We start from the raw sequence: 14,985 nt of genomic DNA, 5'->3' as shown, positions 1-14,985 counted from the left end.
TTTTTTTAAAATTCTACGTTTACACCGATTGAAAAAGTTCTTGGAGATGGGTATCTTCCATTATCTATACCTGACAAAAGGGGGCTTTGATTAAAGGAACCAATTTCAGGATCGTAACCAGAATACTTAGTAAAAGTATATAGGTTTTGAGCAGAACCATAAATTCGCAATCTGGACATTTTAAATTTTTCTAAAACATCTTGTGGTATAGAATAGCCTAAAGTTAAGTTTTGTATTCTTAAGTAAGAGCCATCTTCAAGATAACGGCTGGATATTAATAAATTATTGTTAGCTGAATCTGCTATTGGCCTTGGAATATCAGTATTTGTATTTGTTGGAGTCCAATAGTTTGCTGCCTCAACTAGCTGGTTTTCATATAATGAAGAATTTTTTGTACCTGCTCTTCTTGTTAAATTCATGACATCATTACCATACGAACCTTGTAAGAATAATGATAAATCAAAATTTTTGTACTTGAAGTTATTGGTAAAACCAAAGGTGAAATCTGGATGTGGACTACCTATCAATGTTTTGTCTGATGCATCTATGACACCATCTCCACTTACGTCTTTATATTTTACATCACCTAAATAGGTTTCTCCAGCTCCAGTTCCCACAGGTTGACCAAATTGAAGAGGTGCATTGTTAAGTTCGTTTAAATCGTTAAAAATCCCTTCTGCAACATAACCATAAAACATACCTATTGGTTTGCCTACTATAGTATTTGTAACAACAACTGGCTGATACCCATTAGTGTTTACTTGTTGGGTTAAAACAAGACCATCCTGAATTTCTACTAATTTATTTGAATAGTGTGATATATTCAAAGAAGAATTCCAACTGAAACTATCTGTACTCAAATTATATCCTAAAGTAAATTCATAACCTTTATTCTGCATAGTCCCAAGGTTTGAATATGGGGCCGAAATACCTCCGTATTGACTGCCCCCTCCAGTTAAATAATCTGGCAATGGTACCTGAAATAAAAATCCTTCAGAGGTTTTATCATAAATATCAAAACTAGCTGAGAGCCTTGAATCAAACAGAGTAAAATCAATACCGCCATTTGTTTGGTTTAAAGATTCCCAAGTTAAATTAGGATTTGGGGAATTTGATACTAAAAAACCGCTTCCTAAGCCAGAATTTTGAGTATTCAATAAGGCTGTGTATCTATTATTTTCTATCTGCTGGTTACCAGTCTCACCATATCCAATTCTGAATTTAATATTGTCAATGTATTTTTTGGTGCCTTCCATAAAAGGTTCATTAGATAATTTCCAGGAGCCCGATATGGCTTTGAAAATTCCTGTTTGATTATCTGTTGTTGGATCAAATTTGGAAGAAGTATCCGATCTTATTGAGGCGGTTAGGCTATATTTATTATCAAAACTATAAATTAAACGTGCAAAATATGAAGAAATAGATGCGCTGCCCTTGTAACCAGTTACCGTATTATTATCTACATCTGCTAAGTTTATAGTATGATTTTCATTTGTTTTAAAACCACTTGAAGAAGTGACAACACCTTCCCAGTGGCTATCATTGGCTTCTTGACCCAACAAAATTGTAAAACTATGCTTGTCTATTGTTTTATTATAGGTTAACAAGTTTTTTATGTTTGTTGAGTACCAGTTTTGGTTTCTGGTATCTAAATCTGCTGTAACATTTTCTTGAGATCCCCATTTATAAGATGGTCTAAAATCTTCATTCTTTGAAAACTCTGTATTTGCCGAAACTTCAATACGGTATTTTAAGCCTTCAATAATAGAAAGTTCAGCATATACATTTCCTAAAAAGTTTTTTCGTATTAATTTATTATCTCTTGTTAGTGCTTCTGCAACCGGGTTATAATACGTAACGCTTTGATCTGAGCTTGGTGGGCCAGCAAAAGACCCATCTGCATTTCTTACAGGAATGTCAGGAGCTTGGAGCAAGGTGTTACTAATCAGCCCTGTAAAACTTTGATTAACAGTAACTTTTTCATTAGTTATCCCACCAGTTAAATTGGCCCCCACTTTTAGCCACTTTTTAACCTTTGAATCGGCATTCAATCTAACCGTATATCTTTTAAGTCCTGAATTAATAATGGTTCCCTCTTGATCTAAGAAGCCTGCTGATAAATAATAATTAGTACCATTTTTTGATCCAGAAAAAGATAATTGGTGGTTCTTGGCGATGGCAGTTCTATATACTTCATTTTGCCAATCGGTGCCTAAACCTAGTAATTCTGGATGTGAAAATTCATCACGTGTTTCTAATCCGAAAAGGTTTGCTAAGTCCGTTTTGTTTTTAGCAAACTGTTGGAGATTCATTACATTAAGATCTTTATAGTTACTTACGATGGAAGTATAACCTTCATAGGCTATTTTACCTTCGCTCTTTTTACCAGATTTTGTAGTAATTATGATAACTCCATTAGCCCCTCTTGATCCATATATTGCTGTTGCTGATGCATCTTTTAAAATGTCAATTGTTTCTATGTCATTTGGATTTATCATTGATAATGGACTAACGGCATTGTTTCCGTTACCTCCTGTAGATGAAAAACCATCCTTACCTACTAATGGCTGACCACTAGTTGATTTTCCTGTGGCATCACCAGATATCGGAACACCATCAATAATATACAGAGGCTCATTAGTACCTGTTAATGAGGTAGTCCCTCGAATCCTAATAGAAGCTGCACCTCCTGGCGCTCCTGAATTGCTAGTAACACTTACGCCAGCTGCTTTTCCTTGTAGCATTTGATCTAGTGATATCTGTTTTAAATCTTTTAAATCCTCTGCTTTGACGGAAGAAATGGAACTGTTCACATCACCTCTTTTTTGAGAGCCATATCCAATTACGACAATTTCATCTAAGCCTTCAAGTTTTTCTGTTAAAACCACATTTATATTAGATCTGCCAATAACTTTGATTTCTTGTGGCTCAAATCCTAAATAGCTAAAAATTAAAGTTGCATTTTTTTGCACTGAGATAGTAAAATTACCATCAAAATCTGTAACAGCTCCATTGTTAGTCCCTTTTTCAAGTATACTAACTCCTGGAAGAGCCATTCCCTTAGAGTCATTAACAATGCCTTCAACCTGAGTTTGGGCTAAAGCAATTTGACTAACTAGAAAAAATAGTAATAGTGGCAAGTAATGATTTATGCCACTATACATATTCTTAAAAATTGTTTTCATCATGTCTTTTAGTTTAGTAGTGTTAATTGTTAAATCAATGAATAATTATTTTACGATATACATAATTAATCATGTCTATTTTTGTTAATTTCAAAATTAAAGGAATTGTTAACTTAACGTTAATATTATTTTGTCATTTACCAATGAAATTTTTTCGCAAAAAAATAAACTCATCTATTTTTCGCAAAAAAAATTCATTTAATCCTATTTATAGTAGAAAAAAATAGCCTTTAAACAACAATTGATTGTTTTAAAGGCTATACTGAAATGAAGAAATATAATGCTAAATTGTATAAATATTATAAGATTCGTTTAATACCAGAAAAATCATTTTTATATTGACTAGGTGTACAGTTTTTAGATTTTTTAAAAACCCTATTAAAATTCGCAATATTGTTAAACCCACAATTGAAAGCTATTTCAGATATACTAATATCCTTTTCTACCAATCGTATTGCTGCATGACCAATCCTAACATCATTAACATAATCTACAAACGTTTTACCTGTTCTCTTTTTCATGAATCGATTAAAAGATACTTGGCTCATGTTGATAAGTCCTGAAGCTTCTGCAAGCGTTATTCTCTTGTCAAAATTTTCCTGAACATATTCATATACTCTTTTGATTTTATCACTGTTTTCAAAACTATCTCGATTGGTTGTATAGGTCGATAAAAGTTTTTGGTTTCTGGAGTTGGCTAAATCATATAGTATGGAAATCAATTCTAAAAAGTAATCCATACTATCTAATTTTGAAACATGCGAGATTCGTTCATGTATGTCCATACTTACTTTTTTTGAAAACAAAATTCCATGTATTGATCTATCAAACATATCCTTAATTGGTTTCAGTATTTTTCTGGATAAAAAGGCATGATTAAATAAGTCTTCATGAAATTGTATTGTAATTTCTCTTATTTCTTTACTTTTACAGTTATTGTTTAGCCAACCATGATGTAAGTTTGGTCCCACCAAAACAAGCTCGATATTATCAATCTCCTCAATACTGTCCCCAACTACTCTATTAACACCTTTGCCATTGCTGATAAAGTTTAGCTCGTATTCTGGATGAAAATGAATTGGAAAATCAAACCCATCCTTAACTCTATCAAAAACTAAAAAACTGTCTTCGGGAGATAAAGGTGTTATTTCTCTATGTACTTTATTTAATATATTCATTTTTAGTGTAATTATATTTTAACATATTGATAAAATAATATCATTGTTATGCTCAGTATATAGTTATTTTTGAATTTCATAAAATTGTAACAACAAAATTATATATTTAATATTATATATGGTATTAAATTATCATAAAACAAGAATTAATGAGTAAAAAGAACAAAATATTTTATTTATACAAAAGTTTTGCTATCGGGTTAGTAGTCCTTTTTTTTAGTTCATGTAAACCTTTTTATAATACAGTTTACAAAAAACCAACGTTAGTTGATACTAAAACGTCAAAAAGGGTTAAAAAACTTCATAAGGAATTATTCTATCTTTCTAAAGAAGGATTTGCCATTGGTCATCAAGATGATACTTCATATGGCATTGGATGGAAACAGGCTGATTTTCCTAATATGATTAAAAGTGATGTAAATGATGTTGTAGGTGATTTTCCTGCCGTTTATGGATTTGATATTAGTGGGATTGAGACAGGAAATGAGAATAACTTAGACGACGTCCCATTTAACACTATGAGACAATTAATAATTGATGCCTTTAGTAAAGGAGGCATTATAACTATAAGTTGGCATGCAGACAACCCCGTAACAAATGGCGATTCTTGGGACAAAACGCCTGCTGTAGAAAAAATTATTGGTAACGGAATCTATGTTGATAAATATGAGGAATGGATAAATAAAGTAGCAACCTTTTTAAAATCTTTAAAGTTTAAAGGAAAAGACATTCCAATAATTTTTAGACCATTCCACGAAATGAACGGTGGATGGTTTTGGTGGGGAAACCCTAATTGCAATTCAATTGAATACATCCAATTATGGAGAAATACCGTCTATTTATTGAGAGATACCTACCACATACACAATTTAGTTTATACATATTCTCCTAATAGATTAGGTCCCAATGATGCATATATGGATTATTATCCAGGTGATAATTTTGTGGACATATTAGGAATTGATATTTATGATTTTCAAAATTCTTTTGAATTCGTTAACTCTCTGGAACATGATTTAAAAATTATAAAAAATATTGCTACGGAAAGAAGTAAGTTATATGCGCTTACTGAAACTGGTGTTAATAAGTTAGATGGCAATAATTGGTTTATTCAAGATACTTCTCCAGACCAAAATTGGTTTTCTAAGGTATTATATCCAACTATTGAAAACTCTGGAATTGCTTGGATACTCTTTTGGAGAAATGGTACTAAAGGTGAACAATATGTGTCGTACAAAGGACATAAAAGTGAAGCCGATTTTAAAGCGTTTGCAAAACAGCCAAAAACATTATTTTTAAATGATATTAACAAACTAAAATCTAAACTATAAGTGTTTTATGAAATTACTTCACACTTTTGACTTATTGATTATAGCAGCCTATTTAGTCACCATAATTTTAATAGGTTTGTTGCTTAGAAAAAGAGCACAACTAAGCAAAGATGATTATTTATTAGGAGGGAAATCTATTCCTTGGTATATGTTAGGTCTTTCTAATGCCTCAGGAATGTTTGATATTTCTGGCACTATTTGGCTTGTTACTATTATGTTTGTTTATGGTATAAAAAGCGCTTGGATTCCTTGGCTATGGCCTGTATTTAATCAAATATTTTTAATGGTGTATCTGTCAAAATGGTTAAGACGTTCTAATGCAACTACAGGAGCTGAATGGATTGGTACTCGGTTTGGCTTTAAAAAAGGTGCTAAACTATCACACATCATTGTAGTGGTTTTTGCACTGGTCATGTGTTTAGGTTATTTAGCCTATGGCTTTATTGGTTTAGGTAAATTTATAGAGATTTTTATCCCTTGGGAAATAGTAGGCAACTATGTTCCTTTTGCTGTGTCGCCTGAGTTCGTTCCTCATTTTTATGGTATTATGTTTACACTTTTTGCAGTTTTCTATTCACTCCTAGGTGGTATGTCTGGTATTGTTTGGGCAGATGTTGTTCAATTTGCAATTATGACGATTGCTGCATTCGTGATTGGATATTTAGGTTTTGTAGCGATTGGCGAAAACACCCTTAATGTACCAGATGGTTGGTTGAGCCCGTTTTTTGACTGGAAATTAAATATGGATTGGAGTTCTATAATTCCAGAGGTCAATCAAAAAATTAAAGAAGACGGCTTTAACTTATTTACTATTTTCTTTATGATGATGGTGTTTAAAGGTGTTTTGGTAAGTCTTGCAGGTCCAGCTCCAACTTACGATATGCAAAAAATATTGTCAACGAAATCATCTTCCGAAGCATCAAAAATGAGCGGGTTTGTATCGGTAATCTTAATGCCTATCCGTTATTTAATGATTGCTGGTTTTGCAGCTTTAGCATTGGTGTATTATGAAAAATTAAATCTATTAACCGTTTCCGGAGATATTGATTTTGAATTAATCCTTCCTACAGCCATTAAAGAGTTTGTTCCAGTTGGTTTATTAGGACTTTTATTAGCTGGTTTAATATCCGCATTTATGTCAACCTTTGCAGGAACTTTAAATGCGGCACAAGCCTACTTAGTAAATGATATTTATTTAAAATATAAAAATCCAAACGCTAGTGCAAATCAAATAAAAAACATGAATTATGGGACCGGGATTATTGTCGTTTTTATTAGCATCATACTAGGCTTGTTTGCAAAAGATGTAAATTCAGTATTACAATGGATTGTTTCAGTGTTATATGGAAGTTATGTAGGCGCCAATATTTTAAAATGGCACTGGTGGCGTTTCAATGGAGAAGGTTTTTTTTGGGGTATGGCATCAGGATTATTAGCCGCGGCCATTGTCCCTGAGTTACTTCCAAATGTGTTGGGGCTGTATTTATTTCCTATTTTACTTGTAGTTTCTCTTATTGGGTCAATTCTAGGAACTTATTCTGCACCTCCAACCGAAGAAGGCGTACTAAAGAATTTCTATAAAAACGTACGACCGTGGGGTTTTTGGAAACCCATTCACGAAAAATTAAAATTAGAAGATCCAAACTTCAAAAAAAATTCAGATTTTGGAAGAGACATGTTCAATGTTGCCATTGGAATTATTGCACAAACAGCATTAGTAATCATACCAATGTATCTTATATTTAGACAAAGCACACCATTATATATTTCATTAGCCGTTTTAGTTGTTTGCTTATTTTTATTGAAAAAATATTGGTGGAACACATTAGAAGAAGAATTAGATTAATAATTATTTAAATTAAAACAAATTGCAAACAACAGTTAAACATATAGAAGAGGTAAAAGAAGCTTACCAAAAATTAGTTTGTAGAAAAAATGAACCTGTTTCTAAGTCAAACGGAATATATAATAGATACAAAAACCCTGTAGTAACTGCAGATCATGTTCCTATTCATTGGAGATATGATTTAAATCCAGAAACAAACCCAAACGCCTTAGAGCGCATAGGATTTAACGCAGTTATGAATTCGGGAGCTATGAAGTGGTATAACAAATATTTATTATGTATTAGAACTGAGGGGAATGATAGAAAGTCATTTTTTTCTATGGCTGAAAGCCCTAATGGCATTGATAATTTTACGTTTTGGGACAAGCCATGTGTGATTCCTCAAATTGAAGGCAACCCAGACACAAACGTTTACGACATGCGCTTAGTTGAGCATGAAGACGGATGGATTTATGGCATTTTTTGTACAGAACGTAAAGACCCTAACGTACCGAAAGATGATACAAGTAGTGCTATTGCAAATGCAGGCATAGTAAGAACAAAAGATTTAACAACTTGGGAAAGACTGCCAGATTTAATTTCAAATACTGGGCAACAACGTAATGTCGTTCTTCACCCTGATTTTGTTAATGGAAAATATGCACTTTACACAAGACCTCAACAAGGGTTTATAGATGTTGGAAGTGGTGGCGGCATAGGATTGGGTTATGTTGATGATATGACGAACCCTATTGTTAAAGACGAAAGAATAATTAACAACAAAGTGTACCATACCATTTACGAACTCAAAAATGGATTAGGTCCTGCCCCAATTAAAACAAATGAAGGTTGGCTACACCTAGCTCACGGTGTAAGAAATACGGCGGCTGGACTGCGTTACACCTTGTATATGTTTATGACAGATCTAAACGATATCTCAAAAGTAATTCATCATCCTGCTGGTTATTTTATGGCCCCTGTAAAAGAAGAACGTGTTGGAGACGTCTCTAATGTATTGTTTTCAAATGGCTGGATTGCAGATGACGATGGAACGGTTTATATCTATTACGCATCATGCGATACACGAATGCATGTAGCAACCTCAACCGTAGATAAATTGGTTGATTATTGTATAAACTCTCCGGAAGATAAATTTACATCTGCAGGTTCTGTAGAAACAATTTTAAATCTCATAGATAGAAACAAAGGTCTTTATTAATGATGGAATCCTATAAACAACTTAAATCAGAACTTAATTCTGAATTAAAGAATATCTTAACCTATTGGTCTAATAATACTTTAGACCATGAGCATGGAGGGTTTGTAGGTAAAATAAACCATTACAATCAAATAGTACCAAAAGCAACCAAAGGTATCATCTTAAATACACGTATTCTTTGGTCGTTTTCAGTAGCTTCCAATCATTTAAAAACAGATGAATATCAAGTCATTTGTGATAGAGCGTTCGTTTATTTAAAAACTTTTTTTAAAGATAATACTTATAAAGGTGTTTTTTGGGAACTTGATTACAAAGGAAACCCTGTAAACAAGCGTAAACAAGTTTATGCACAAGCTTTTGCCATTTACGCCTTGTCTGAATATTATATTTTCACTAAGAATGAAGTCGCTAAAAATTGGGCTATAGAGTTATTTGAACTTCTAGAAGAACATGCAAAAGACACTATAAATATAGGTTATTTTGAAGCGTTTAATGAAGATTGGTCGCCTATTGAAGATATGAGATTAAGTGAAAAAGATATGAATGCTTCTAAAACCATGAACACACACCTTCATGTTTTAGAAGCCTATACTAATTTGCTTAAAATTTATGATAATAACCAATTAAGAGACTCATTAAAAATTCTTATAGAAGTATTTTTTCAAAAATTCTTAAATGATAAAAATCATTATGATTTGTTTTTTGATGACCACTGGAATTTATTAAGCAATACAGTTTCTTATGGTCATGATATTGAAACAGCATGGTTAGTTATTGAAGCCACAAAACAGCTTAATAACAAAGCTTTACTAAATGAAGCCAACGCCACAGCCTTAAAAATAGCCGACACCTTTTTAAAAGAAGCAATCGATGATGATGGCGCCGTTTTAAACGAAAAAAAACTAACAACAAACCACACCGACACAGACAAACATTGGTGGCCTCAAGTAGAAGCTCTAATAGGATTGAAATATGCCAATAGTTTAAAATCTAATAAAAACTATATAGCAGCCTCAATAAAGATTTGGGATTACACAAAAAAACACCTTATAGATCACAAAAATGGCGAATGGTTTTTTAGAGTAGATACAAACGGAAATCCATATACAGAAGAAGATAAAGTAAGTATGTGGAAAGCTCCTTACCATACAACAAGGGCATGTATTATGTTAAATATTTAAAAAATGAAGTATATCAAAAAAATCACCTCAATCATATTCATAGCTGTTTTCGTATATAGCTGTTCTAAAGACGATTCAATAGATACAATTTTAACAACAACCGTAAATATTACAGCTACAAATAATATTGTTTCAGAACCATCTAGTAACGGATTATTTGTTTTAACACTGACAAATAAAGTTGATAATTCAACAACAATAAATTATACAATTAGCGGGACCGCAACTAATGGAACAGATTACCAAACAATAAATAACACCATAACTATTCCTGCTAATAGTGCTATTATAACAATTCCATTAAATGTACTTAATGATACTACAATGGAAGAAACAGAAACTGTAATAATAACCTTGAATAGTACTAATAATGAAAATGTAACCATTGGTTCGCAAAAAACCGCAATTATTTCTATTTTAGACAATACTGAAATTTTTGTTTTGCAACCTGAAAATACGGCCTCTTTTATGGTAAATCCTAACGCTACATCAGAAACAATTGCCTTATTTTATAATTTAAAAATTTTATCAAAAACAAAATTCATTATAGGTCAACATAATGCTTTTAGTAGTTTCTATAATGATAATTCTGGAGATTCAGATATAAAAAAAACAACTGGAAATGATCCTGGATTATTAGGATCCGACTTTATGTTTATTACAGATGATAATAACGATGGCACTTCTACAAATTGGTATTATCAACAAGAACAACGAATTAAAACTGATGCCATAGAAGCCTATAATAAAGGGATGGTAAATGTATTTACTTGGCACTTAAGAGAACCTTATAACGGTACCGAGTTTTATACGGCTAATATGACAGATTTCCAGAAAACTAATGCTTTTATTAGCATTTTACCAGGAGGAGAAAATCATGAGTATTACAAACAAAAACTTGAAAAAGTCGCTGAAGTTGCTCAAAGCATGGTAGGGAACGATGGTAAATTAGTGCCCTTTATTTTCAGACCATTCCATGAATTTGACGGAAGTTGGTTTTGGTGGGGAGCTTCTTATTGCACACCTCAAGAATATAAAACGCTTTGGCAATTTACAGTTGAATATTTAAGGGATACCTTAAATGTAACTAATATGCTTTTTGCGTTTTCACCAGACAATAGTTTTAATTCTGAGACCGAATATTTGGAAAGATATCCAGGTGATGATTATGTAGATGTATTAGGAATGGACAATTATGGAGATTTTGATAATCAAGGACAAACAGGGGTAGATAATGCAAATGCAAAACTTCAAATTATTTCAAATTTAGCGATAGAAAGAGTTAAAATAGCGGCTTTTACAGAAACAGGCTATTTTGTTACACCAGGTGAAAACAATCCGATTTCTGGATTCTTTTCTAATAATTTATATAGTGCCATAACCAATAATAATGTTGAGGTTGGTTTTATGATGTTTTGGAATAATACTCAAAAAACGTATTGTACCCCAGTACCTGGATTGCCAGATACATCAGATTTTATTGAATTTACTAATAAGCCAAAAGCGGCACTTCTAAACGAATTGTCCGACATGTATATACTACCAAACTAATTTTAAAATGAAAACCAATAAGTCTTTATCTATTATATTGCTAATTGTACTTTTTTCTGCATGTAAAAGTGCTAAGTACAGAAAATATGTTAGAAATGTAGATATTAAACAAATAACCATCAAAGCCGCTCAGTTTATTAAAGATGATAAGCCTTATTATTTTGTAGGTGCAAATTATTGGTACGGTCCATTAATAGCAGCTAAAAATATTGGAGATAGAGAACGACTTATAAAAGAATTAGACTTAATGAAAGAGGTTGGAATTGATAACCTTCGTATTTTAGTTGGAGCCGAAGGAGATGGAGGAGATTCTAGAGTACATCCTGCATTACAGCCAGAACAAGGAGTTTATAATGAAGATTTATTAGATGGATTGGATTTTCTGATGGCCGAAATGCGCAAACGAAAAATGTATGCTGTTTTGTATTTAAACAACAATTGGATTTGGTCAGGGGGCATGTCAGAATACCTAAAGTGGAACGGTTATGGAGAGGTTCCAAACCCTTTTTTAGAGCAATATTCTTGGGATGAGTTTATGAATTATACCAAACAATTTCAAAGTTGTATACCTTGTAAAGAAGCCTATTATAATCATCTTAAATTTATTATAGGAAGAAAAAACACTTATTCAGGTATTAAATACACTGAAGATAATACCATTATGTCTTGGCAAGTAGCTAATGAACCTCGAGTGCTAATGACTCCAGATCATGAAAAAGCATTTGCAAGTTGGTTAAATGAAACCGTTGATTTAATAAGAACTTTAGATCCAAATCATTTAATATCTACTGGAACAGAAGGAAAACATGGTTTCTTAGAAGATATAGATATGTTTGAGCGATTACATGATAATAAAAACATTGATTATTTAGCCATACACATGTGGCCAAAAAATTGGGGATGGTATGATATTAATAATGAAGCTCAAACCACTCAGGAATCTATTGTAAAAGCTTTTGAATATATGGATGAACATATTGTAGTGGCTGAAAAACTTAATAAACCTATTGTCATGTCTGAATTCGGGTTTCCTCGCCAAAAAGAAAGTTTGTCACCAGAGGCCTCAGTAGAAAACAGAAACACATTTTATAAAGCTATTTTCAATAGAATTTCTGAAAGTTATAAAACACAAGGGATACTTGCAGGATTAAATTTTTGGGGGTTTGCTGGTTTTGCAAAAACAAATCCTGAAAATGGTAAATGGCAACATGGTGACGATTTTACGGCAGATCCACCACAAGAGCCTCAAGGTTTAAACTCTGTATTTGCTTCAGATGTTTCAACACTTAAGCTTATTAAAGAATCTAATGAAACGTTATTTGATTAGTTGAAAACTCCATAATCCATATTTTAATTACAGGTTTTTTTATTGCAATGAACTTTTTAAATCTGATTTTGTACTTTTATACGAATCCAAATTGTTATGAATTAAGCCTTTAGCATGAATATTAACTGGTAATTCCATCTGATACATTTGAAAAACCATAAACAGATGAAAGCTTTATTTTTAATCTTAATCCTAACAATCCCATATCTCTTTTTTGCCCAAACACAATCCAAATATATTGTTATAGATCAATTTGGATACAGACCCATTTCAGAAAAAAAAGGAATGATGAGAGATCCTTTAACGGGATTTGATGCTTCAGAGTCATTTGCTCCAGAATTCCCTTACGCATTGGTAGATGCTACAAATAATGTTCAAGTATTTACTGGCAATTCTGTTCCTTATAAATCTGGAACAGAAGAAGCATCCTCAGGAGACAGAGCTTGGTGGTTAGATTTTCATCCTTTGAAACTCCCTGGACTTATTGTATTTTAGATATTAATCAAAACTTAAAATCATATGAGTTTGTAATTGCAGAAAATGTTTATGAGGAAGTCCTTAAACATGCAGTTAGAACATTTTTTCTATCAACGAGCAGGTTATGCGAAAGAATCACAATATGCAGGAACAAATTGGGCTGATGGAGCAAGTCATTTAGGGGGCTTTACAAGATCCACAATGCAGAAAATATGATACACCAACTAATGCAGCAAGCCAAAAGGATGTAAGTGGAGGATGGTTTAATGCTGGCGATTATAATAAATACACACCTTGGACAGCAAATTATATCGTAGATATGCTTAAAGCTTACAAAGAAAATCCTTTAGCATGGGGAGATGATTATAATTTACCATATTCAGGGAATAGTATTCCAGATCTTATTGATGAGGTCAAATGGGGAATGGATTATCTTTTAAAATTGTAAGAACCTGATGGTTTTATGATTAGTATTGTAGCTTTATCGCATGCTTCTCCTCCTTCTTCTGCTAATGGCCAAAGTTTATATGGAGGCGTTAATACAACCTCTACACTAGCGTCAGCAGTTGCATTTGGTTCAAAAATATTTAATGAGTTAGGGATGACCGCATATAGTGCTACTTTATTACAAAGTGCCACAGAAGCTTGGGAGTGGGCAGATTCTAACCCAAATGTTATTTGGGAAAACAACAGTTCATCATATAACTCTGTAGGTATTGGTGCCGGACAGCAAGAAACAGATACTTATGGAAGATTTGCTTATAAAATGAGAACTGCTATTCATTTGTATGATGCTACAAATAATTCTACCTATAAGACATATACAGAAAATAATTATCAAAATATCCATATGCTTCTTTGGAATTACACCTATCCATTTGAACAGGAAAATCAAGAAATATTACTATACTACGCATCACTTCCTGGAGTTACTACATCTGTAGTTTCAACTATTAAAAACACCTACCCAAACACTATGAATTCTTCAAATAATTTCGGGGGCTTTACAAATGAGACTGATCCATATTTAGCAAATTTAACTGAATATGTTTGGGGAAGTAATGGAACAAAAGCGAGAAAAGGATTGATGTTTACAGATTATGTAAACTCTAATATTAATAGTGCAAATAATGATAATGCATTGAAGGCTGCAGAGCGCTTCATTCATTATATACAAGGTATTAATCCTTGATTTTTGTTATTTATCAAATATGTATGATTATGGCTCAGATAACGGTGTAAACGAATTTTATCATACTTGGTTTGGGGATGGAACAAATTGGGATAATGTACAAAATGATTTATATGGTCCTGCCCCTGGGTTTTTAACTGGTGGTCCAAATCCTAGTTACAATTGGGACGCTTGTTGTCCATCAGGATGTTCTGGTTTAACCTGTAACTCTAATCAGGTAGATAGAATTATGGGACAACCAAAACAAAAAGCCTATGACGATTTTAATACAAGTTGGCCAATGAATTCTTGAGAAGTAACCGAAAACAGTAATGGCTATCAAGTTGCTTATATCCGCTTACTATCTAAGTTTGTTAATGCAGTCAATACTTTATCCTTAAATGAATTTGAAAATGGTGCGATGCATATAAATTATTTTCCAAATCCTTTTAACAAGGAAATTAATATTTAGACCGTTGAACCGTTTAGTTATACATTTTACGTTTTAACAGGCAGAGCAATTCGTTCAGGCAAATGTAA

Annotated in this window: 11 protein-coding genes and 1 pseudogene; 10 read left to right on the top strand and 2 right to left on the bottom strand. The window is 32.5% G+C overall.

The window, feature by feature from the left end; all coding sequences use genetic code 11:
* Positions 1-5 precede the first annotated feature (5 nt).
* Positions 6-3,188, bottom strand: coding sequence for a SusC/RagA family TonB-linked outer membrane protein (locus IEW94_RS07945; protein ID WP_229669485.1), 3,183 nt, complete (start codon positions 3,186-3,188; stop codon positions 6-8).
* Between the two features lie 296 nt (positions 3,189-3,484).
* A complete protein-coding gene (locus tag IEW94_RS07940; protein ID WP_188651771.1) occupies positions 3,485-4,363 on the bottom strand; it encodes a helix-turn-helix domain-containing protein in 879 nt (292 codons plus the stop codon).
* 149 nt (positions 4,364-4,512) lie between these two features.
* On the opposite strand from IEW94_RS07940, the gene IEW94_RS07935 reads away from it, so the two are divergent.
* From IEW94_RS07935 to IEW94_RS07890, 10 genes and pseudogenes are all read left to right on the top strand, one after another.
* On the top strand, positions 4,513-5,694 hold the full coding sequence (locus IEW94_RS07935) for a glycoside hydrolase family 26 protein (protein WP_188651770.1): 1,182 nt from the start codon (positions 4,513-4,515) through the stop codon (positions 5,692-5,694).
* Positions 5,695-5,701: 7 nt separating this feature from the next.
* Positions 5,702-7,540 carry a sodium:solute symporter family protein gene (locus IEW94_RS07930; protein ID WP_188651769.1) on the top strand — a complete coding sequence of 613 codons (1,839 nt, stop codon included), beginning with the start codon at positions 5,702-5,704 and terminating at the stop codon, positions 7,538-7,540.
* A 22-nt stretch (positions 7,541-7,562) separates the two neighbouring features.
* Positions 7,563-8,738, top strand: coding sequence for a glycoside hydrolase family 130 protein (locus IEW94_RS07925; protein ID WP_188651768.1), 1,176 nt, complete (start codon positions 7,563-7,565; stop codon positions 8,736-8,738).
* Positions 8,738-9,919: an AGE family epimerase/isomerase gene (locus IEW94_RS07920; RefSeq protein ID WP_188651767.1), complete on the top strand. Its 1,182-nt coding sequence runs from the start codon at positions 8,738-8,740 to the stop codon at positions 9,917-9,919. Before IEW94_RS07925 ends, IEW94_RS07920 begins: the two co-directional genes overlap by 1 nt.
* A 3-nt stretch (positions 9,920-9,922) precedes the next feature.
* Positions 9,923-11,470 carry a glycosyl hydrolase gene (locus IEW94_RS07915; RefSeq protein WP_188651766.1) on the top strand — a complete coding sequence of 516 codons (1,548 nt, stop codon included), beginning with the start codon at positions 9,923-9,925 and terminating at the stop codon, positions 11,468-11,470.
* Between the two features lie 7 nt (positions 11,471-11,477).
* Positions 11,478-12,797 carry a glycoside hydrolase 5 family protein gene (locus tag IEW94_RS07910; protein ID WP_188651765.1) on the top strand — a complete coding sequence of 440 codons (1,320 nt, stop codon included), beginning with the start codon at positions 11,478-11,480 and terminating at the stop codon, positions 12,795-12,797.
* A 165-nt stretch (positions 12,798-12,962) separates the two neighbouring features.
* The gene (locus IEW94_RS07905) at positions 12,963-13,292 is read left to right on the top strand and encodes a cellulase N-terminal Ig-like domain-containing protein (protein ID WP_188651764.1); all 330 of its coding nucleotides are present in this window, start codon (positions 12,963-12,965) and stop codon (positions 13,290-13,292) included.
* A 69-nt stretch (positions 13,293-13,361) separates the two neighbouring features.
* Positions 13,362-13,490 carry a hypothetical protein gene (locus IEW94_RS16975; protein WP_262890499.1) on the top strand — a complete coding sequence of 43 codons (129 nt, stop codon included), beginning with the start codon at positions 13,362-13,364 and terminating at the stop codon, positions 13,488-13,490.
* Positions 13,491-13,542: 52 nt separating this feature from the next.
* Positions 13,543-14,466, top strand: a pseudogene (locus IEW94_RS07895) (glycoside hydrolase family 9 protein); the annotation flags it as partial.
* A gap of 19 nt (positions 14,467-14,485) precedes the next feature.
* Entirely contained in the window at positions 14,486-14,758 is a 273-nt protein-coding gene (locus tag IEW94_RS07890) for a hypothetical protein (RefSeq protein ID WP_188651762.1), read from the top strand.
* Positions 14,759-14,985: the final 227 nt, after the last annotated feature.

The organism is Yeosuana aromativorans, from assembly GCF_014646655.1.
In the GTDB taxonomy this organism is placed as follows: domain Bacteria; phylum Bacteroidota; class Bacteroidia; order Flavobacteriales; family Flavobacteriaceae; genus Yeosuana; species Yeosuana aromativorans.
Note: the sequence above shows the minus strand (reverse complement) of the source record. Positions and strands in the feature narration are given on the sequence as shown.

Coding starts and splice junctions, on each gene's coding strand:
- IEW94_RS07945 (WP_229669485.1), bottom strand. CDS start 3,188: ATGATGAAAACAATTTTTAAGAATATGTATAGTGGCATAAATCATTAC.
- IEW94_RS07940 (WP_188651771.1), bottom strand. CDS start 4,363: ATGAATATATTAAATAAAGTACATAGAGAAATAACACCTTTATCTCCC.
- IEW94_RS07935 (WP_188651770.1), top strand. CDS start 4,513: ATGAGTAAAAAGAACAAAATATTTTATTTATACAAAAGTTTTGCTATC.
- IEW94_RS07930 (WP_188651769.1), top strand. CDS start 5,702: ATGAAATTACTTCACACTTTTGACTTATTGATTATAGCAGCCTATTTA.
- IEW94_RS07920 (WP_188651767.1), top strand. CDS start 8,738: ATGATGGAATCCTATAAACAACTTAAATCAGAACTTAATTCTGAATTA.
- IEW94_RS07915 (WP_188651766.1), top strand. CDS start 9,923: ATGAAGTATATCAAAAAAATCACCTCAATCATATTCATAGCTGTTTTC.
- IEW94_RS07910 (WP_188651765.1), top strand. CDS start 11,478: ATGAAAACCAATAAGTCTTTATCTATTATATTGCTAATTGTACTTTTT.
- IEW94_RS07905 (WP_188651764.1), top strand. CDS start 12,963: ATGAAAGCTTTATTTTTAATCTTAATCCTAACAATCCCATATCTCTTT.
- IEW94_RS16975 (WP_262890499.1), top strand. CDS start 13,362: ATGCAGTTAGAACATTTTTTCTATCAACGAGCAGGTTATGCGAAAGAA.
- IEW94_RS07890 (WP_188651762.1), top strand. CDS start 14,486: ATGTATGATTATGGCTCAGATAACGGTGTAAACGAATTTTATCATACT.